The organism is Polynucleobacter campilacus, from assembly GCF_002206625.1.
Classification (GTDB): domain Bacteria; phylum Pseudomonadota; class Gammaproteobacteria; order Burkholderiales; family Burkholderiaceae; genus Polynucleobacter; species Polynucleobacter campilacus.
Map to the genome: position 1 here is coordinate 131,972 of NZ_NGUP01000001.1, position 17,950 is coordinate 149,921.

21 protein-coding genes are annotated in these 17,950 nt (G+C 44.4%); 14 read left to right on the forward strand and 7 right to left on the reverse strand.

Annotated elements, in window-relative coordinates:
- Positions 1 to 16 precede the first annotated feature (16 nt).
- Positions 17 to 751: a Sua5/YciO/YrdC/YwlC family protein gene (locus CBI31_RS00705; protein WP_161491167.1), complete on the reverse strand. Its 735-nt coding sequence runs from the start codon at positions 749 to 751 to the stop codon at positions 17 to 19.
- A 147-nt stretch (positions 752 to 898) separates the two neighbouring features.
- On the opposite strand from CBI31_RS00705, the gene CBI31_RS10550 reads away from it, so the two are divergent.
- Together CBI31_RS10550 and CBI31_RS10555 are read left to right on the forward strand one after the other, a co-directional pair.
- Positions 899 to 1,360, forward strand: coding sequence for a Bug family tripartite tricarboxylate transporter substrate binding protein (locus tag CBI31_RS10550; RefSeq protein ID WP_088524515.1), 462 nt, complete (start codon positions 899 to 901; stop codon positions 1,358 to 1,360).
- A gap of 34 nt (positions 1,361 to 1,394) precedes the next feature.
- Positions 1,395 to 1,883 carry a Bug family tripartite tricarboxylate transporter substrate binding protein gene (locus CBI31_RS10555; RefSeq protein ID WP_088524516.1) on the forward strand — a complete coding sequence of 163 codons (489 nt, stop codon included), beginning with the start codon at positions 1,395 to 1,397 and terminating at the stop codon, positions 1,881 to 1,883.
- Here CBI31_RS10555 and CBI31_RS00720 read toward each other — a convergent pair.
- Positions 1,870 to 2,118 carry a GIY-YIG nuclease family protein gene (locus tag CBI31_RS00720; protein WP_088524517.1) on the reverse strand — a complete coding sequence of 83 codons (249 nt, stop codon included), beginning with the start codon at positions 2,116 to 2,118 and terminating at the stop codon, positions 1,870 to 1,872. The two genes, CBI31_RS10555 and CBI31_RS00720, sit on opposite strands and share 14 nt — an antisense overlap.
- Positions 2,119 to 2,209: 91 nt before the next feature.
- Between CBI31_RS00720 and clpB the strand changes: the two genes are divergently transcribed.
- The 12 genes from clpB to CBI31_RS10290 all read left to right on the forward strand — a co-directional run bounded on the left by clpB (position 2,210) and on the right by CBI31_RS10290 (position 13,531).
- A complete protein-coding gene (gene clpB, locus CBI31_RS00725; protein ID WP_088524518.1) occupies positions 2,210 to 4,813 on the forward strand; it encodes an ATP-dependent chaperone ClpB in 2,604 nt (867 codons plus the stop codon).
- A gap of 41 nt (positions 4,814 to 4,854) precedes the next feature.
- Positions 4,855 to 6,093, forward strand: a complete 1,239-nt coding sequence (locus CBI31_RS00730) for an MFS transporter (protein ID WP_088524519.1) — start codon at positions 4,855 to 4,857, stop codon at positions 6,091 to 6,093.
- 55 nt (positions 6,094 to 6,148) lie between these two features.
- Positions 6,149 to 6,547, forward strand: a complete 399-nt coding sequence (locus CBI31_RS00735) for a VOC family protein (protein WP_088524520.1) — start codon at positions 6,149 to 6,151, stop codon at positions 6,545 to 6,547.
- Positions 6,548 to 6,855: 308 nt separating this feature from the next.
- Positions 6,856 to 8,154 carry an isocitrate lyase gene (aceA, locus tag CBI31_RS00740; protein ID WP_088524521.1) on the forward strand — a complete coding sequence of 433 codons (1,299 nt, stop codon included), beginning with the start codon at positions 6,856 to 6,858 and terminating at the stop codon, positions 8,152 to 8,154.
- Between the two features lie 112 nt (positions 8,155 to 8,266).
- The gene (locus CBI31_RS00745) at positions 8,267 to 8,707 is read left to right on the forward strand and encodes an HIT family protein (RefSeq protein ID WP_088524522.1); all 441 of its coding nucleotides are present in this window, start codon (positions 8,267 to 8,269) and stop codon (positions 8,705 to 8,707) included.
- A 63-nt stretch (positions 8,708 to 8,770) separates the two neighbouring features.
- On the forward strand, positions 8,771 to 9,442 hold the full coding sequence (locus tag CBI31_RS00750; protein ID WP_088524523.1) for a 3-oxoacid CoA-transferase subunit A: 672 nt from the start codon (positions 8,771 to 8,773) through the stop codon (positions 9,440 to 9,442).
- Positions 9,439 to 10,101 carry a 3-oxoacid CoA-transferase subunit B gene (locus CBI31_RS00755; RefSeq protein ID WP_088524524.1) on the forward strand — a complete coding sequence of 221 codons (663 nt, stop codon included), beginning with the start codon at positions 9,439 to 9,441 and terminating at the stop codon, positions 10,099 to 10,101. The genes CBI31_RS00750 and CBI31_RS00755 overlap by 4 nt, the downstream gene beginning before the upstream one ends.
- Position 10,102: 1 nt before the next feature.
- Entirely contained in the window at positions 10,103 to 11,089 is a 987-nt protein-coding gene (locus CBI31_RS00760) for a tripartite tricarboxylate transporter substrate binding protein (protein ID WP_161491168.1), read from the forward strand.
- A 39-nt stretch (positions 11,090 to 11,128) separates the two neighbouring features.
- A complete protein-coding gene (locus tag CBI31_RS00765; RefSeq protein ID WP_071464787.1) occupies positions 11,129 to 12,298 on the forward strand; it encodes a thiolase domain-containing protein in 1,170 nt (389 codons plus the stop codon).
- On the forward strand, positions 12,298 to 12,708 hold the full coding sequence (locus CBI31_RS00770) for a Zn-ribbon domain-containing OB-fold protein (protein WP_088524526.1): 411 nt from the start codon (positions 12,298 to 12,300) through the stop codon (positions 12,706 to 12,708). Before CBI31_RS00765 ends, CBI31_RS00770 begins: the two co-directional genes overlap by 1 nt.
- A 176-nt stretch (positions 12,709 to 12,884) precedes the next feature.
- Positions 12,885 to 13,226 carry a hypothetical protein gene (locus CBI31_RS00775; RefSeq protein ID WP_088524527.1) on the forward strand — a complete coding sequence of 114 codons (342 nt, stop codon included), beginning with the start codon at positions 12,885 to 12,887 and terminating at the stop codon, positions 13,224 to 13,226.
- Between the two features lie 128 nt (positions 13,227 to 13,354).
- Entirely contained in the window at positions 13,355 to 13,531 is a 177-nt protein-coding gene (locus CBI31_RS10290) for a hypothetical protein (RefSeq protein WP_161491169.1), read from the forward strand.
- Here CBI31_RS10290 and CBI31_RS00785 read toward each other — a convergent pair.
- From CBI31_RS00785 to CBI31_RS00805, 5 genes are read right to left on the reverse strand one after another with little or no spacing between them, the layout of a single operon-like run.
- Positions 13,523 to 13,948, reverse strand: a complete 426-nt coding sequence (locus CBI31_RS00785; protein WP_088524924.1) for a DUF1841 family protein — start codon at positions 13,946 to 13,948, stop codon at positions 13,523 to 13,525. The genes CBI31_RS10290 and CBI31_RS00785 overlap by 9 nt on opposite strands.
- Positions 13,941 to 14,597, reverse strand: a complete 657-nt coding sequence (gene nth, locus CBI31_RS00790; protein ID WP_088524923.1) for an endonuclease III — start codon at positions 14,595 to 14,597, stop codon at positions 13,941 to 13,943. The genes CBI31_RS00785 and nth overlap by 8 nt, the downstream gene beginning before the upstream one ends.
- Complete coding sequence (rsxB, locus tag CBI31_RS00795) at positions 14,597 to 15,340, reverse strand: electron transport complex subunit RsxB (RefSeq protein ID WP_276207119.1); 744 nt, start codon at positions 15,338 to 15,340, stop codon at positions 14,597 to 14,599. The genes nth and rsxB overlap by 1 nt, the downstream gene beginning before the upstream one ends.
- Before the next feature lie 2 nt (positions 15,341 to 15,342).
- The gene (locus tag CBI31_RS00800) at positions 15,343 to 16,635 is read right to left on the reverse strand and encodes a polyhydroxyalkanoate depolymerase (RefSeq protein ID WP_088524530.1); all 1,293 of its coding nucleotides are present in this window, start codon (positions 16,633 to 16,635) and stop codon (positions 15,343 to 15,345) included.
- Between the two features lie 31 nt (positions 16,636 to 16,666).
- Positions 16,667 to 17,866 (reverse strand): amino acid aminotransferase, encoded by a 1,200-nt coding sequence (locus CBI31_RS00805; protein ID WP_088524531.1) that lies wholly within the window; start codon positions 17,864 to 17,866, stop codon positions 16,667 to 16,669.
- Between the last annotated feature and the right edge of the window lie 84 nt (positions 17,867 to 17,950).

Genomic DNA, 17,950 nt, shown 5'->3' on the forward strand with positions numbered 1-17,950 from the left:
GGATTCCGTTGAATGACTAGTGTGGATTTACTTTGAGGTCTACATTAAAGCGTGATTTAAATGCAGATTTAAGTTGATCAAACACGACTCCGACGCGAATCACTGAAAAATCAGAAAAATCAATAATGGTGCTCGAACGGCCTAAATTATTATGGTACTTAGATAATCCATAGTCCACGATTAAATCTACAGCGTTGAGTACCTCTGGTTCAATATCCTCAACTCGGTATTTACTACCCATCAAAGACGTATTTGCTGACGAACCAAAGACTGGTGTCCCAGCCTCCCATGATTGCCGGGCGATTTCATTATGAAGATCTCCGGCGTTGAGAAGCATATCAATGGTATTGGCTTTACTGGAATTTTGTATTACGAAAGGATCTACATCCTTAAAGAATGAATGATCTTTCTTGAAAGGCGCAACCACTGAGAAAGGTAATTTCTCTTGGTCAATGATTTCGCGAATCATAGCCCGTTTTTCGTCAGGCAGAATGTGAATTTCATTGCTAAATTGCCAGTTTGAAAAGAGCCCGCTTGGCTTCTCATAACTCCTCTTTTTGGCTGCAAATATCCGTTTAATTGCATTTTCTTTACTTCCTATAACTGCATATGCAACATCAAGAGGAAGAATTGCAACGCCACCACCATAAACAAGATCTAATATTTGTTTAACGTCATTCTGAATTTGTTCTTTTGGAACAGCATCCGCTGTATTGGCAATGGGGTGTGCAGACTTGAGAATTTGTGCCATAGTACTTCCTTGTGTAAACATCTGAAAACGATGTTATTTTTTATGTTGTATAACCTGATTAATATACATTTAAATGTAAACCATATGATGAGTATTTACCCGATGAGGTAATGGTTCATTCAAGAGAAGTCAACAAAGGAAACGTATATGTTTAGATTCTTCATAGCTTTTTTGATGGTCACTTTCTCGATCGCGGCCGGCGCTCAAAATAGCGCAGATCAATATCCCAATAAGCCAATCAAGGCAATCATCCCCTTTGGACCCGGAAGCAGCGCAGATGTACTGGCAAGAATTTTTTCTGACAGATTAAGCCAGCGATTAAAGCAACCTTTAATTATTGAAAATCGTGTTGGAGCAGGCGGAACCATTGGCGTTTCTTATGTTACCAAGGCACCTGCCGATGGATATACGATTCTCATTACGACTTCATCACCCTTAACTATCAATCCTATAGCTGATAAAAATGTTTCTTATAAAGTTGAAAGTGAATTAACGCCTGTGGCAGTCTTAAATAGCATTGGCCTAATGCTGGTGAGTAGTCCAAGTTTGCCACCGAAGACGCTGCCAGAGTTAATTGCATACCTGAAAAAAAAATCCAGGGAAGTATAGTTATGGCACGAATGGCAATGGTAGCTACTCCCATATGTGTATGGAACTCTTTAAGAAAGAGTTGGGTCTAGATTTAGTGCATGTGCCATACAAGGCGGCGACACAGGCTGAAACAGATGTCATTGGAGGGCAAGTGACTTTAATGTTTGATGCTGTGACAACTGGCGGAGAGCTGGTTAAGTCTGGAAGACTAAAGTCGTTTGGGATTAGCTCTCGAGCCCCAGATCCTCTATCTCCAGCTCAAAAGCCACTTGCATCACAGGGAATTGCAGAGCTAAGGAATTTTGATGTCACTGCTTTTACAGGAGTTCTAGTTCCTGCTGGTACACCTGCAGCTATAGTCAATACTCTTAAAAATGCGTTTATTGATATTCTTAGTGACCCACAATTTCGTGTTGAAATTGCTCAGCGGGGCATACCCTTATCGGAACCCTCTGCAGCGTTGCAGATGGATAAACTTTTGGCGGACGATAAGATTAAATGGGGTGCGCTGGTAAGGTCTGCAAATATTACTCTTGATTAATAAAAAACCCTAGCTTCTGAGATCTAGGCAATTGCTTTAACTTTGCCTCGGCTTTGGACGCCTCTGATCGATCGGGGTGCTCTTGAGTCGCTAAAAGGACAACTGGTCTACGAGATCTTGTATAGCGTGCACCTTGCCCTAAATTATGGGCTTCCAGACGATGTTCTAGGCGGTTAGTGATGCCGGCATAGTAAGTGCCATCAGCACATTCGAGAAGGTAAACAAGCCAGGTCAAAATAAGATAAATGAGGGATAAAAGTGGGTTATAGGCTTGAAATTATCGTGAATGTCCTTATATTTTATAGATAGATATATGGAGTGCAAAAATGAGAATAGATAAGTTAACCACTAAATTTCAAGAGGCTTTAAGTGAGGCCCAAAGTATCGCTTTAGCCAAAGATAATCAATATATTGAGCCAGCCCACGTGTTGCTGGCAATGTTGCGTGATTCTGATGGGGCTGCCAAGAGTTTGTTAACCCGTGCCGGGGTAAATATTTCAGGTCTTGAAAAGGGCGCAGAGAAGATCATTGCGAATTTGCCTGAGGTGCAGGGCACTAGTGGTGAAGTGCAAGTAGGCCGTGATTTAAGCAACTGGCTTAACCTTTGTGAAAAAGAAGCTAACAAGCGTAATGACCAGTTTATTGCTGGCGAGTTGTTTTTGTTAGTGGTGGCCGATGACAAAGGCGAGCTTGGCAAAGTAGCTCGTGAAAATGGATTAAATCGTAAATCATTAGAGGCGGCTATTGATTTAGTACGCGGAGGAGAATCAGTGAATAGTGCAGATGCTGAAGGTCAACGCGAGGCCCTCAAGAAATACACCATCGATTTAACCGAGCGTGCCCGGATGGGTAAGTTAGATCCTGTGATTGGTCGTGATGATGAGATTCGTCGCACCATTCAGATCTTGCAGCGTCGCGGTAAGAATAATCCGGTTCTGATTGGGGAGCCTGGTGTTGGTAAGACTGCAATTGTCGAGGGCTTAGCGCAACGTATTGTTAATGGAGAAGTTCCTGAAACCCTTAAGAACAAGCGCGTCCTCGTTTTGGATATGGCCTTGTTGTTAGCGGGCGCCAAGTATCGCGGTGAGTTTGAGGAGCGTTTAAAAGCTGTTCTGAGTGATGTTGCCAAAGACGAAGGTCAAACCATCATCTTTATTGATGAGATCCATACGATGGTTGGTGCTGGTAAAGGTGATGGCGCAATGGATGCTGGCAATATGCTCAAGCCTGCATTAGCTCGTGGTGAATTGCATTGTATCGGCGCAACAACTTTAGATGAGTACCGGAAGTACATTGAAAAAGATGCTGCACTAGAGCGTCGTTTCCAAAAAGTCATGGTTGAAGAACCTAGCGTGGAAGCAACGATTGCGATCTTGCGTGGTTTACAAGAGCGTTATGAGCTTCATCATGGTATTGAGATTACTGATCCAGCCATTGTGGCTGCTGCAGAGTTGTCGCATCGCTATATTACAGACCGTTTTCTGCCAGATAAGGCTATCGACTTAATTGACGAGGCGGGTTCACGCATTCGGATGGAGATCGATTCCAAACCAGAGGTGATGGATAAATTAGAGCGTCGCCTGATTCAACTCAAGATTGAACGTGAAGCAGTCAAGAAAGAAAAAGATGAAGCTTCTCAAAAGCGTCTGGGCCTCATTGAGGATGAAATTAAGCGCCTCGGTGCTGAGTACGCTGACTTAGAGGAAATCTGGAAAGCAGAAAAGGGTGCTGTTTTGGGTGCCGCCCATCTAAAAGAAGAGATCGAAAAAGTTCGCGGTGATATCACTAGGCTACAACGCGAAGGTAAGTTAGAACAGGTTGCTGAATTGCAATATGGAAAATTGCCAGAGCTGGAAGCCAAACTTAAGTCTGCCGCTGCCGCTGAAGCTAAAGGCGATAAGAATGGTATTGTGAAGAACAAACTTTTGCGGACTCAAGTAGGTGCTGAAGAAATTGCTGAAGTGGTGTCTCGCGCTACTGGTATTCCGGTATCGAAGATGATGCAGGGCGAGCGCGATAAGTTACTCAAGATGGAAGAGCTTTTACATAAGCGTGTGGTTGGTCAGGAAGAAGCGATTCGCGCAGTATCAGATGCGATCCGTCGCTCCCGTGCCGGCTTATCTGAAGAGAATCGTCCTTATGGATCTTTCTTGTTTTTAGGACCTACTGGTGTTGGTAAGACAGAACTCTGCAAAGCTTTAGCAGGATTCTTATTTGATAGTGAAGAGCATCTTATTCGCATTGACATGAGTGAATTCATGGAGAAACACAGTGTTGCGCGTTTGATTGGTGCGCCTCCAGGCTATGTGGGCTACGAAGAGGGCGGCTATTTGACTGAGCAAGTCCGTCGACATCCTTATAGTGTGATTCTCTTTGACGAGATTGAAAAAGCGCACCCTGATGTCTTTAACGTACTCCTACAAGTATTGGATGATGGTCGTTTAACGGATGGTCAAGGTCGCACTGTAGACTTTAAGAACACCGTGATTGTGATGACTAGCAATATTGGCTCCCATCTCATTCAGTCGATGACTGGCAAGAAGCAGTTAGAGATTAAGGAGGCTGTGTTTGAAGAGCTTAAGAGTCATTTCCGTCCAGAGTTCTTGAACCGCATTGATGAGATTGTGGTCTTCCATGGCTTGGATAAAGGCAATATTGCTAATATCGCTAAGATCTTGCTCAAAAACTTGTCAGATCGTTTGGCAAAAGTGGATATGCAGCTCGAGGTCAGTGATGCTGCCTTGAATAAGATTGCTGAGGTTGGCTTTGATCCTATCTATGGAGCAAGACCACTCAAGCGGGCTATTCAGCAGTTCATCGAGAACCCCGTTTCTAAGATGATCTTAGAAGGTAAGTTCGGACCTAGGGATGTAGTGCCTGTGGATGTTGATAAAAAGGGCGACTTTAGCTTCACACGTCAGGTTCACTAAGTATTTCAGCAGAAATCCTCCTACGCCAGTAAACTCGGTACATGACTGTTGCCCTAACCAGTAGGCGCGCCAGTGATGTCCGGGTTATTGGTCTGATCAGCCTGGCGCACGGCAGCTCCCACTTCTTTCATTTGATTCTTCCGCCGATGTTTCCATGGCTGAAGGATGCTTTTGCTTTAAGTTATGCAGAGCTTGGTTTGCTCATGTCAGTCTTCTTTGTAGTTTCATGTATTGCGCAGGCTGCCTCTGGATTCTTGGTGGACCGAATTGGAGCAAGACCAGTTTTGTTTGGTGGCATAGGCTTATTTGTGCTTGCAGCCCTTGTGTATTCCCAAAGTAATGGCTATGCAATGTTATTAGCGGGAGCGGTTATTGCTGGTTGCGGTAATGGTATCTTCCATCCGGTTGATTACACGCTCATCAATCACAAGGTATCGCCACCTAATCTCCCATATGCATATTCAATGCATGGAGTAACTGGCTACTTGGGTTGGGCAGCCGCACCAGCGTTTATGGTTGGGATTGCACAGTTGACAGATTGGCGTATTGCCTTCTTAGCCGCTGCTTTTTTAGAGGTCTCTATCTTAGTGATACTTTGGCTAAATAAAAATTACCTCCTGGACAACGTTCAGGAGCGACATGAGAACACCCATGCAAGCAACCATGCATCTAATCCTGGGTTTACTCAAGAGAGTCCATTTGCGTTTCTAAAATTAACTGCCGTATGGTTATGTTGGATTTTCTTTTTCTTCAGCATGGCATCTACATCGAGCTTGCAATCATTTGCGCCAAGCGCATTATTTAATATTTATGAAGTGCCTTTGGATGTCGGAAGTTATTACATCACCTTATTAGCCTTAGGCAGTGCGGCAGGTGTTTTATTTGGCGGCTATCTTGCTGCAAAACTACAGGCGCCAGAGCTTATTGTGACTTCTTGCTTGTCTGTAACGATAGTAATGAGCTTATTACTGGGTACGGGGTTCATTCCAGTTGGTCTTATTCCCTTTTTATTCATTGGCTTAGGATTTGGTTATGGGCTTGTTGCTCCTTCCCGAGATCTTTTGGTCAAGACAGTAACTCCTAAAGGTGTAGCAGGGCGCGTATATGGAATTGTGTATTCAGGGATTGATTTGGGTGCCGCAGTTGGCCCTTTTATTTTCGGCCTCTTTATGGATGCGGGCTTGCCAAAGGCTCTCTTCTTAGGCATTGTGCTATTCCAATTAATGATTATTCCAACCGTATTTAAGGTTTCCACTGGCGTCAAAAAGGCCAGTATTTGATTCGTAATCGATTGCGTCAAGTAAACTTTAAAAATTAAAATAATGGAGACATTAAATGAAGCAGTTAATTGATCGAATTGATCATATTGTTTTAACGGTGACTGATATTGAGGTGACTACTCAGTATTACGAAAAAGTATTTGGCTTTGAAAGAGAATTTTTCAAGGGGCCTGAGGGGCAGCCACGCTATGCATTGCGTTTTGGCCATCTCAAGATTAATTTACAAGACCGAGATACAGAGACTCCCACAAAAGCAAGGGTACCAACTATTGGATCTGGCGATTTCTGTTTGATTGCCTCGGTTCCTTTGGATGAATTTATTGAGCACCTTAATAAGAATGAAATCCCAATCGATGTAGGCCCTGTCCCGCGTCGTGGTGCGCTTGGTCCGATACGCTCGGTATATTTGCGTGATCCAGACGGAAACTTAGTTGAAGTAGCTGAATACGTCTAAACCCATTTCTTTGTTGTTCTAAAAATGAAGCGTAATTGCGCTTAGTGATGTATTTCATAATGCGAAATATCATTACACTGCGTAAAATGTGGTCCGATCAGTTGCAATCAATTGCATCTTGGTAAGTGAGTCATCATTCCGCATTATAAAAATAGTCATTTAAGTGATTGTTTTTAAATAACTAAATATTTTTATAAAACCCTGCAATATCCCTTGCTTACTTTGTTGAACTGTCTAAACTCTTATATAAGACATAAGAGTCAAATGTCTCTATATTGGAATTACTTGTTTAACTTAGGGAGAAAAACATGGCAGATCGCAAAGCAGAAATCGCAGCACTCCAAAAAGATTGGGACACCAATCCACGTTGGAAAGGTATTACCCGCGGCTACACGGCAGAAGATGTTGTCCGTCTGCGCGGCTCACTTAAGATTGAGCACACCTTAGCTAAGCATGGTGCCGAGCGTTTATGGCAATTAGTCAATAACGAAGCTTACGTGAATTGCTTAGGTGCCTTGACTGGTGGTCAAGCAATGCAACAAGTGAAAGCGGGTATTCAAGCAATCTACCTATCTGGTTGGCAGGTTGCTGCCGATGGCAATTCTTATGCTGCTATGTACCCAGACCAATCTTTATATCCAGTAGATTCCGTTCCAAAGATGGTTGAACGTATTAATAATTCTTTCCAGCGCGCTGATGAAATTCAAACAGCCAAAGGAATTAATAAGGGTGACGCAGGTTATATCGAGTACTTTGCACCCATCGTTGCAGACGCCGAAGCCGGTTTTGGTGGCGTATTGAATGCATTTGAATTAAGTAAGGCATTGATCAAGCAGGGCGCGGCCGGTGTTCACTTCGAAGATCAATTGTCTTCAGTAAAAAAGTGTGGCCACTTAGGTGGCAAGGTATTGTTGCCAACCGCCGAATCTGTTCAGAAACTGATCTCTGCTCGTTTGGCCGCTGATGTTATGGGTGTTTCAACCATTATCTTGGCGCGTACTGATGCTGAAGCTGCTGACTTATTAACGTCTGACTATGATGAAAACGACAAGCCATTCTTGACTGGCGAGCGGACTCCAGAGGGGTTCTATAAAACACGCAAGGGCTTGGATCAAGCAATCTCACGTGGTTTAGCATACGCCGCTTACGCTGATATGGTGTGGTGTGAGACAGGTACGCCTGACCTTGATTTTGCTCGGAAATTTGCTGAAGCCATTCGTGCGAAATTCCCAGGCAAGATGTTGGCATATAACTGCTCACCATCGTTCAATTGGAAGAAAAACTTGGATGATGCAACGATTGCAAAGTTTCAACGTGAGCTAGGTGCTATGGGTTACAAATATCAATTCATCACCCTCGCTGGTATTCATTCCATGTGGTACAACATGTTTGATTTAGCACAAGACTATATGCAGCGCGGTATGACTGCCTATATCGAGAAAGTGCAGGAGCCAGAATTTGCTGCTCGTGATCGTGGTTACACTTTCGTTTCACATCAGCAAGAAGTTGGTACCGGTTACTTTGATGATGTCACCACCGTCATTCAGGGTGGCAAGTCTTCCGTAACCGCATTGACTGGCTCTACTGAGGAAGAGCAGTTCCACTAACTCCTACTAGATCCCTAAGTAGTTTGTATTAGCAGTAGCACTCATTACTGCCGCGGCATCTAAATTACCCCACAAGGGTGACTTAGATGCCGTTTTCGTATACATTCTTGCCATGAGCAATTGCGTACTGTGTAAAGACGAACTCAAGCCTGAAGAGGGGCAGCTGATTTGGCGAGGTGATGACTGTCGTGTGATTCTCGTCAATGATCCTGACCTACCTGGTTTTTGTAGAGTGATTTGGAATCGTCATATAGCAGAGATGACTGATTTGACCTATGGTGAGCGCGAGCACCTCATGGCGCTCGTATTTGTCGTGGAAGAGGTAGTACGCCATGTCATGCATCCCGATAAGGTTAACATTGCTGCATTGGGTAATATGGTTCCCCATATTCATTGGCATGTCATACCCAGATATAAAGACGATGCTTTTTTCCCAGGGTCTGCATGGTCAGTGCGGACTCAAGAGACGACGAAATCTTCTCTAGAGGCTAGAAGCGCTCTTGCTAAGCAGTTGCCTGCCGCAATTCGCTCTGCAATTTCTCAAATGCATTAAATTACTACTAAATCAGTAAAAAGCTGAAAGTAGCACCCACAATAAAAAAGATGGAGACGGGTAGTGATAGACAAGATTATTCCTAGCGTGGCGCAGGCTATGCAGGATATTAGTGATGGCTCAACCATTTTAGTTTCTGGTTTTGGTGGCGCGGGCTTACCGATTTACTTATTAGACGCGTTAGCAAAGCAGGGTGCCAAGAACCTCACTATTGTGAGCAATAATGCTGGAAATTCTGGTGTTGGTATTGCAAAGCTCATTGGCGCTGGTCAAGTCAAGAAAATGGTTTGTTCTTTTCCACGGCAACCTGAGTCTGGAGCTTTTGATGAACTCTACCGTGCTGGCAAGATTGAATTAGAGTTGGTCCCACAAGGCACTCTAGCAGAGCGTATTCGTGCTGGCGGCGCAGGTATTGGAGGCTTTTACACGCCGACGGGTTTTGGTACGGAATTAGCCAATGGTAAAGATACTCGCGTCATTAATGGAGTAAATCATATTTTAGAAACAGCGATCAAAGCAGATTACGCATTGATCAAAGCTGATAAGGGTGATCGTTGGGGTAATCTGACTTACCATCGAACCGGACGGAACTTTGGACCAATTATGGCGACTGCCGCTCGCTGTACTATTGCCCAAGTCAATCAGATTGTAGACTTGGGTGCATTAGATCCAGAAAATATTGTGACCCCTGGCATTTTCGTAAAACGCGTTGTGCGTGTTGGAGATAAATCATGATTGATCTCTCTAAAGTACAAAAGCGTACGACAGCGCAAATTGCTAAGCGCATTGTTCAAGATATACCCGATGGTGCTCATGTGAACTTAGGTATCGGTCAACCAATGACCATTTCTAATTTCCTTCCTTCGGATAAAGAAATTCTCCTGCACTCCGAAAATGGTTTGCTGGGCATGGGCCCATTAGCGAAAGAGCATGAGATTGACCAAGAGTTGGTGAATGCTGGTAAACAGCCAGTCACGATGCTTCCCGGAGCTTCACTATGTCATCATGCGGATTCTTTCGTCATGATTCGTGGCGGACATATCGATATTTGCGTATTGGGTGCCTTTCAGGTTTCTATCAAGGGCGATATCGCTAACTGGCGCACTGGTGACCCTAAGGCCATTCCTGCAGTGGGCGGTGCCATGGATCTTGCTTTAGGTGCTCAGAAGTTATTTGTCATGATGGAACATCTCACGAAGTCTGGAGAATCTAAATTAGTTCAAGAATGCACTTACCCCTTAACCGCCCTAGCAGCAGTAGATTGTATTTATACCGACTTAGCAACCATTGCAGTAACGCCTGAAGGTTTAGTGGCAATTGATTGGGTAGATGGACTGAGCTTTGAAGACTTACAAGAGCTCAGCAAAGTGCCAATGCATAGGCTTAGGAAATAATGTGCACTCCAAACTGAAACTCAACCATTTTTTCTTAGCACTGTTATTTTGGATTGGCTTGGGCTCTACCCATGCTGCTGATATTGCACCTGCCTATCCCAATAAACCCATTCAATTGATTGTTGGGTTTTCTCCTGGCGGTTCAGCAGATACAGTAGGGCGCGCTTTAGCAGAGGGCTTATCCACTCGACTTGGGCAGCCTGTCATTGTCCTTAATAAAGCAGGGGCTAATGGCAATATTGCTGCAGAACTTGTAGCTCGCTCAGCGCCGGATGGATATACCTTGTATTTCCCGTCGATTGGCCATGCTGTGAATGCATCGCTGTATAAAAATCTTCCTTACGATCCAATCAAAGATTTCACTGCTATTGGTAGCGTATTTTCAGCGCCAAATATGTTGGTAGTTCCTATGAACTCACCCTATAAGTCTGTGGCTGAGGTTATCGCTGCAGCAAAAAGTAACCCTGGAAGGCTCACTTTTGCTTCTAGCGGTAGTGGAACATCGGTTCATCTCTCGGCAGTATTGTTTGAAAAAATGGCAAAAATTGACATGATCCATGTGCCATACAAAGGAACCGGTAGCGCTATGCCTGATGTGATTTCGGGTCAAGTTGATATGAGCTTTCCGAATCTACCAAGCGCGGTGCCGCAAGTAAAAGCTGGCAATTTAAGGGGTTTAGCTATAACGAGTGCAAAGCGTTCAGCTGCAGCGCCCGATGTTCCCACTATCGCAGAATCTGGCTTGCCTGGTTACGACATGGCAACCTGGTATGGATTAGTGGCACCAGCAAATTTACCAATAGGCATACGTAGTCGCTTGAATAAAGAGCTGCAAAGTATTTTGGCTGATCCTAAATTTAAGGATAAGCTGATTGCACAGGGTGCTGACCCAATGCCAGGAAGTCCCGAACAATTTTCTATTTTCATTAAAAGTGAAATGGAAAAGTGGCGTAAGCTGATTGCGCAGTCACAAATTACAGTTGATTAGACTAGTTGCTGAATCAAAGAATTTACTAAAGGAATATTCATGTCGTTTGCATCCAATGCCTGTATCGCTGGAATATATGAGCACCCATTGCGTGTAGCTCCAGATCACACAGTTGCTCAGTTGCATGCTGAAGTAGCACGAGGCGCTTTATTAGATGCTGGACTTACTTTAGATGATGTAGATGGGTATTTTTGTGCAGGTGATGCGCCAGGTATGGGCCCGGTATCAATGGCAGACTATTTGGGCCTCAAGAAATTAAAATACTTGGACTCCACTGATACCGGTGGCTCTTCCTATCTAACCCATGTTAATCATGCAGCACGTGCTATTGCAGCGGGGCAATGTAAGGTAGCCTTAATCACCTTGGCAGGGCGCCCAAAGTCTGAGGGCTCTAGTGGTACACAGGTTCGTAGCCAGTGGGCTAGCGCTCCCGACTTTGCATTTGAAAAGCCATACTCACCAGCACCTTTAAATACGTATGCGATGTGCGCAATGCGCCATATGTATGAGTTTGGTACCACTAGCGAACAGCTTGCTTGGATTAAGGTAGCCGCCTCACATCATGCGCAACACAATCCGAATGCTGCCTTAAAGGATGTTTTAACTGTTGAAGATGTCTTGAATTCTCCAATGATTGCTGATCCATTACACCGTGCAGATTGTTGCGTGGTAACTGATAGCGGTGGGGCACTGGTAGTAGTGCATCCTGATATTGCTAAGACTTTAAAAAAGCCCGTCGTTACGATGATGGGTGCGGGCGAAACTACTAAGGGTCAGATGGGCGGCAAAGTTGACCTGACCTATTCTGGTTTAGCTTGGGCTGCTCCTCTTGCATTTAAGGAAGCCAAGTTAACACCTGAGCAAATTCGCTATGCATCTATTTATGACAGCTTTACTATTACGGTACTCATCCAGTTAGAGGATCTCGGATTCTGTAAAAAAGGTGAGGGCGGCAAGTTTGTTGAAGGTGGCCAATTAATTTCTGGCAAAGGCAAGCTTGCTTTTAATACCGATGGCGGAGGTTTATGTAATAACCATCCAGCCAACCGCGGGGGCATGACCAAGGTGATTGAGGCAGTAAGACAGTTGCGCGGAGAAGCCCACCCAGCAGTTCAGGTTCCTAATCTAGAGTTTGCGCTAGCCTCTGGTATTGGTGGGGCCCTTGGCACACGTCACGGCGCAGCAGTATTAATTTTAGGGAGACTGTGATGAGCCAAGTTAATCCAGACAATAAAGAGCATCGCTTACCAAGCCCCATTAGTAATCCTGAAAATATAGATTTTTTAGCGGCCGCTCAGGAGAATCAACTCTTGCTCAAGTATTGCAATAGTTGTAAAGAAGCACATTACTACCCACGTACTATTTGCCCACATTGCGGCAGTGATGATACGACTTGGGTTAAGTCTAATGGCCATGGAGAAATTTATTCTTATACCGTCATGAGGCGTGGAGTGGCTGTGCCATTTGCTATGGCTTATGTCCGCCTGCAAGAGGGTATTTCTATGCTGACTCATTTAACGAATTGCGATTTTGATTCAATTCGTATTGGGCAAAAAGTGAAAGTGGTTTTTCAAGAAACAGAAGATGGTCAAAAGACACATTTATTTGAGCCGATCTAATGCGACTTAATATCTAAACCACCCTTTAAAACTTCAATATAGCCCTCGGGATTGAGGGTTAACCTTCACGTTGTACTTACTAAAATATTAATTTTTAAAATAACTATGGATTTTCAATATAAAAGTCATATTTTAAATAGTTAGGCTATTGGCTTTGAAGCGAATACGATTGGGCTATGCCTTCAGCCCCCTTCAAATTTCTACACTTTGCTGCTTCCCTTCGGCGTATTAATAAGCGCTATAAGCTTGCCGACCAGAAAGAGGTATTGGTGCTTGAGTCGGTTTTGTCAGCCCATGCTGAAAAAGTGAGCTTTTCAGTCCTCGATTTAATCTTATTAAATGAGATTGCTTCTCAGGCTACCTTGCATTCAGTGATGAGTAATTTAATCACCAAAAAGTTGATTAAGGCCGAGACTTCAAAAGAGGATGGCAGGCGAAAGTATGTGATACCAACTAAGCTAGCCCTTGAGTGGCTACAAGACTGTTCTGATTTGCTATGTTCAGCCCCTCAGAAATGACCCCCCTTTGTTTTTTAAAGACACTATTTTTCGTCTTCTCAACCTTGATCTGCTGTTCTGTTGTAAATGCCCAATCAAGTAAAGAGAAATCTATTACTTGCTATCAGGTTTCCATCAAAGAACCGCTGATGCTTTATGGAAATCCAGGCGATATCTTTTCTTTGTATGACGGTTCGCGCTGGAAAGTGCTAGCTGGCACTCAATATGAGTATGTCCCATTACCTTACAAGGATGGCCTGCTTTGTCCTGAGGTTGAGAAATTCATTATTGGCAGCAAGGTAATGCGCGTTTCAAAACTAAACTAGTTTTTTTAATGCCTCGAGATATTGATCGGGGTTAAGTTGTCCACCTTCACGCTGCGCTTCCCACATTACCTGTCCTAAGCATTCCATCATGAGGTGCTGAGCCTCGTGCTCAGAGCCCGCTTTCTTGATCAGCTTTTCTGCTACCTCTTTAATTCCAGGGGGTTGATTAATCAAGATCTGCTCACTAATCGATAGATGCATTGAGAGGTGCAAGAAAGGATTGGTTTCTCCACGTTCTGGTGTGTAGTCTTGAGCTAAAGCACCTTCAGGATCTGCCAACAGGGTGTGATACTCAGGGTGGTCTACCATCCAATCACTCGCAAGTGTTTCCATCGAATCTAGGATGTGGCCATCGGTTTTCTTTTTCCAGGTATCGCAGAAAAAGCGACGTACTTCTTCTCGAGTTGGATTAAATATTGCCACGAACTTTCCCTTTGCCAGTTTTTTGTTTAAAGCCACATAAGGGCTCAACAATACATTGGGCACAATCTGGATTGCGTGCCTTGCAAGTGTATCTACCATGCAGGATAAGCCAATGATGTGCGTCTAGTAAATACTCTTTAGGTACACGTTTGAGAAGTTGCTCTTCCACTTTAACCACATCCTTACCGGGCGCTAAACCAGTGCGATTAGAGACTCTAAAGATATGTGTATCAACAGCAATAGTAGGCTGCCCAAAGGCAGTATTGAGAATCACGTTGGCAGTTTTTCTACCAACTCCTGGCAAAGCCTCAAGTTCTTCACGAATTTTTGGAACTTGGCCTTGATGTTTTTCTAGCAAGAGGCGACAAGTCTCTTGAATATGTCTACCCTTGGAGTTAAATAATCCAATGTGCTGAATAAATGGCTTCACCCCTTCTTCACCCAGATCTAAAAGTGCTTTTGGTGTGTTGGCTATCTTAAAGAGTTTGCGTGTACCTTTATTGACTGATACATCAGTTGCTTGCGCTGAAAGCAATACTGCAATGAGAAGCTCAAATGGTGAGTTGTACTCAAGTTCAGTTGTCGGCTTCGGATTATTGGCCTTGAGTTGCTCAAAGAAGGCGCGCCGTTTTTCAGGATTCATCATTTTTGTTGCTGGGCACGTGCAATGGCAGCAGCAATAATGGCGCGTTTACGCTCTTGCTCTTTCTTTTGCTCATCTGATGTTGGGTTATCCGCATTCACTGCTATTAATTTGGCCGCCGCTTTTTTGGCTAAACGCTCATCATTATCTTTTTGCTCTCTGTGAAGACGTTGATCTCGCTCGTGATAACGCTGACGTGAAATATCTGCCAAGTCTGGCGACCAGGCATCCCAGCCCATTTGATTGCCTGTGACATCAATCATGCTGATGCAATCGACGGGGCAGGGAGGAATACAAAGATCGCAACCCGTACACCACTGCGTTAAAACTACATGCATTTGCTTTGAAGCGCCCACAATCGCATCGACTGGACAAGCTTGTATGCATAGAGTGCAGCCAATACATTTCTGTGGATCGATGAAGGCTACTGGTCTGGGACGCTCTTTACCGCACTCAGGATCTATTGTGGGATGCAGCTCAAAAGCATCTTGTGGATAAATTGGAATGAGTATTTTGCTTAGGCGCGCAATTCCATCGACGCCTCCTGGTGGACAACGATTGGGTAAAGCCTCACCACTGGCCATCGCTTCTGCATAGCCTCGGCAATCGGGATAACCGCATTTAGTACATTGTGTTTGAGGAAGTGCATCCTCTAAGCGATCAGCAAGTTCGTTCGCTTGGTTGGTTGTCATTGCGAGATCGTGGGTTAAAAAAAGTGAGGGCCTTGGCCCCCACTGATTGATGCTTAGTTAGAGCCTTCTAATTTAGGAGGCCTTGCTTTAGTTCTTTTCTGCGCAACTTGATGCTCGAGAATGAAAGATTTAATCTTTGGATAAACCTTGTCACGCCAACGACGACCAGCAAAGATGCCGTAGTGCCCTGCACCAGCAACTTCGTAGTGCGCTTTATGTTCTTTTGGAATACCAACACACAAGTTATGTGCCGAGCGGGTTTGCCCACTTCCAGAGATATCATCAAGCTCACCCTCGATAGTCAGCAGTGCAGTCTTTTTAATATCTTGGGGCTTCACTAAATCACCAGCCACTTCCCAAGTGCCGTTAGGTAAAGCGTAATCTTGGAAAACGGTCTTGATGGTATCTAAGTAAAACTTGGCATCTAAATCTAATACGGCGTTGTACTCGTCATAGAAACGAATATGCGCATCGGTATCTTGTTCATCACCACGTACCAGATTTTGGAAGTAGTCCCAATGCGATTGCATATGGTTTTGTGGGTTCATAGCAATAAAGCCGGTGTGTTGCAAGAAGCCTGGATATACCTTGCGACCAGCCCCTGGGTAATTTGGCGGCACTTTGTAGATGACGTGGCTTTCGAACCAATCAAAAGACTTGTGTTCAGCCAGATTATTTACAGCAGTCGGTGATTTGCGGGCATCAATTGGGCCGCCCATCATAATCATGGATGCAGGAGTTTCTTCACCAGCAGAAGCCATCAGAGAAATGGCACCTAAGGTTGGAACGGTAGGCTGACAAACTGATACAACATGCAAATCTTTCGCACCAATCGCACGAATAAACTCTTGGATGTAGTGAACATAGTCATCTAGACCAAATTCACCATCTTCAATTGGAACGTTACGTGCATCAATCCAGTCGGTAATGTAAACCTTATGATCTTGTAATAGCGTACGAACGGTATCGCGCAACAAGGTAGCATGATGGCCAGACATCGGAGCTACTACCAATACAACCGGATCATCCTTGAGGCTCTTGATGGTTTCTACATCATCCGAAAAGCGTTTGAAGCGAACTAGATTGCAAAAAGGTTTTGCAACGATCGTTCTTTCATGGATGGCTACTTCTTGACCATGTGCTTGTACTGCCCGAATACCAAATTCTGGTTTTTTGTAGTTTTTACCTAGGCGATAAAGAAGTTCGTAACTAGCAGCTAAACGCTCAGATCCTGGAACCATCGATGCTGGATTGGAGGCATTGATAAATGCCTCTGAGGCTGCCCGCGCCCATGAGCTGAGGGGTTGAAGTAAAGCTGTTTGGAACTCGTGTAACTGATATAACATTTTAGCTCCTGTAATTCTGTATATCCGCTTGTTATCCTAATACGCGGGCGATTGCTTTGGCTACTTTATCAATATTTTTGGTATTGAGCGCCGCAACACAAATGCGTCCAGTGGAGAGGGCATAAATACCATCTTCTTTCTGTAGGCGTTCAACTTGCTCAGCCGTTAAGCCTGAGTAAGAAAACATTCCACGTTGCTGTTCGATAAAAGCAAAATCTTGTTTCACACCAGCAGCAGCCAGTTTTTCAACGAGGCCATGACGCATTGCTTTAATACGGTCACGCATTTCTGCTAACTCATCTTCCCAAAGCTTGCGTAGTTCAGGGGAATTTAAAACAGCAGAAACAATGGCACCGCCGTGAGTTGGGGGATTTGAATAGTTGGTGCGAATCACACGCTTCAATTGTGAGAGTACGCGAGTAGACTCATCTTTACTTTGCGTCACGATGGACAGAGCACCGACACGCTCACCATAAAGTGAAAATGACTTGGAGAAAGAGCTCGATACGAAGAAGGACATACCAGACTGAGCAAAGAGGCGAACCGCAATACCATCTTGTTCAATGCCAGATGCAAAGCCTTGGTAAGCCATATCCAAGAAGGGAATCAAACTCTTGTTTTTGCAGATGTCGATCACTTGATGCCATTGCGCTTCAGTAATGTCAGCGCCAGTTGGGTTATGACAGCAGGCATGCAAAAGAACAGTAGTGTTCTTTGGGAAGGACTCTAGAGATTTCACCATGCCATCAAAATCAACACCCCGAGTTTTGCCATCGAAGTAGGCGTATTCCACAACTTCAAAGCCCGCGGATTCAAAAATACCGCGGTGGTTTTCCCAGGTTGGATTGCTGATAGCGCAGGGCGCGTTTAAATTAAGACGCTTAATAAAGTCAGCGCCAACACGTAATGCACCAGTGCCGCCCAAACATTCCGCAGTCACAACGCGGCCATCTTTGATCAGCGTCGAGTCAGCGCCAAACAATAAATTTTGCACCGCGCTGTTGTAGGGGTTTGGGCCTTCAATTGGAATGTAGCTGCGTGGAGAATGTTTAGCAACGATCGCTTCTTCAGCCTTGATCACCGCTTTAAGAAGGGGTACCTTACCTTCATCGGTGTAATACACGCCAACTCCCAGGTTAACTTTGTCAGCACGTTGATCTGCAACGTAGGCTTCTGTGAGACCAAAAATAGGATCTTTGGGGGCTAATTGGACGGAGGCAAAAAGGGTCATTGGCGTTCGAAAATGATGGTTTAAAGGTTGCTTCGCTATTAATTGCCATTCAATTTGGCTTAATTAATGGTTTTAGAGGCCAGA

Bases quoted from the DNA above. Each gene is read 5' to 3' on its own strand.
- CBI31_RS10555 (WP_088524516.1), top strand. From the start codon at position 1,395: ATGTGTATGGAACTCTTTAAGAAAGAGTTGGGTCTAGATTTAGTGCAT.
- nth (WP_088524923.1), bottom strand. From the start codon at position 14,597: ATGAATCCTGAAAAACGGCGCGCCTTCTTTGAGCAACTCAAGGCCAAT.
- CBI31_RS10290 (WP_161491169.1), top strand. From the start codon at position 13,355: ATGCTTTATGGAAATCCAGGCGATATCTTTTCTTTGTATGACGGTTCG.
- CBI31_RS00770 (WP_088524526.1), top strand. From the start codon at position 12,298: ATGAGCCAAGTTAATCCAGACAATAAAGAGCATCGCTTACCAAGCCCC.
- CBI31_RS00775 (WP_088524527.1), top strand. From the start codon at position 12,885: ATGCCTTCAGCCCCCTTCAAATTTCTACACTTTGCTGCTTCCCTTCGG.
- CBI31_RS00735 (WP_088524520.1), top strand. From the start codon at position 6,149: ATGAAGCAGTTAATTGATCGAATTGATCATATTGTTTTAACGGTGACT.
- CBI31_RS00730 (WP_088524519.1), top strand. From the start codon at position 4,855: ATGACTGTTGCCCTAACCAGTAGGCGCGCCAGTGATGTCCGGGTTATT.
- CBI31_RS00765 (WP_071464787.1), top strand. From the start codon at position 11,129: ATGTCGTTTGCATCCAATGCCTGTATCGCTGGAATATATGAGCACCCA.
- aceA (WP_088524521.1), top strand. From the start codon at position 6,856: ATGGCAGATCGCAAAGCAGAAATCGCAGCACTCCAAAAAGATTGGGAC.
- clpB (WP_088524518.1), top strand. From the start codon at position 2,210: ATGAGAATAGATAAGTTAACCACTAAATTTCAAGAGGCTTTAAGTGAG.
- CBI31_RS00705 (WP_161491167.1), bottom strand. From the start codon at position 751: ATGGCACAAATTCTCAAGTCTGCACACCCCATTGCCAATACAGCGGAT.
- CBI31_RS00800 (WP_088524530.1), bottom strand. From the start codon at position 16,635: ATGTTATATCAGTTACACGAGTTCCAAACAGCTTTACTTCAACCCCTC.
- CBI31_RS00755 (WP_088524524.1), top strand. From the start codon at position 9,439: ATGATTGATCTCTCTAAAGTACAAAAGCGTACGACAGCGCAAATTGCT.
- CBI31_RS10550 (WP_088524515.1), top strand. From the start codon at position 899: ATGTTTAGATTCTTCATAGCTTTTTTGATGGTCACTTTCTCGATCGCG.
- CBI31_RS00805 (WP_088524531.1), bottom strand. From the start codon at position 17,866: ATGACCCTTTTTGCCTCCGTCCAATTAGCCCCCAAAGATCCTATTTTT.
- CBI31_RS00745 (WP_088524522.1), top strand. From the start codon at position 8,267: ATGAGCAATTGCGTACTGTGTAAAGACGAACTCAAGCCTGAAGAGGGG.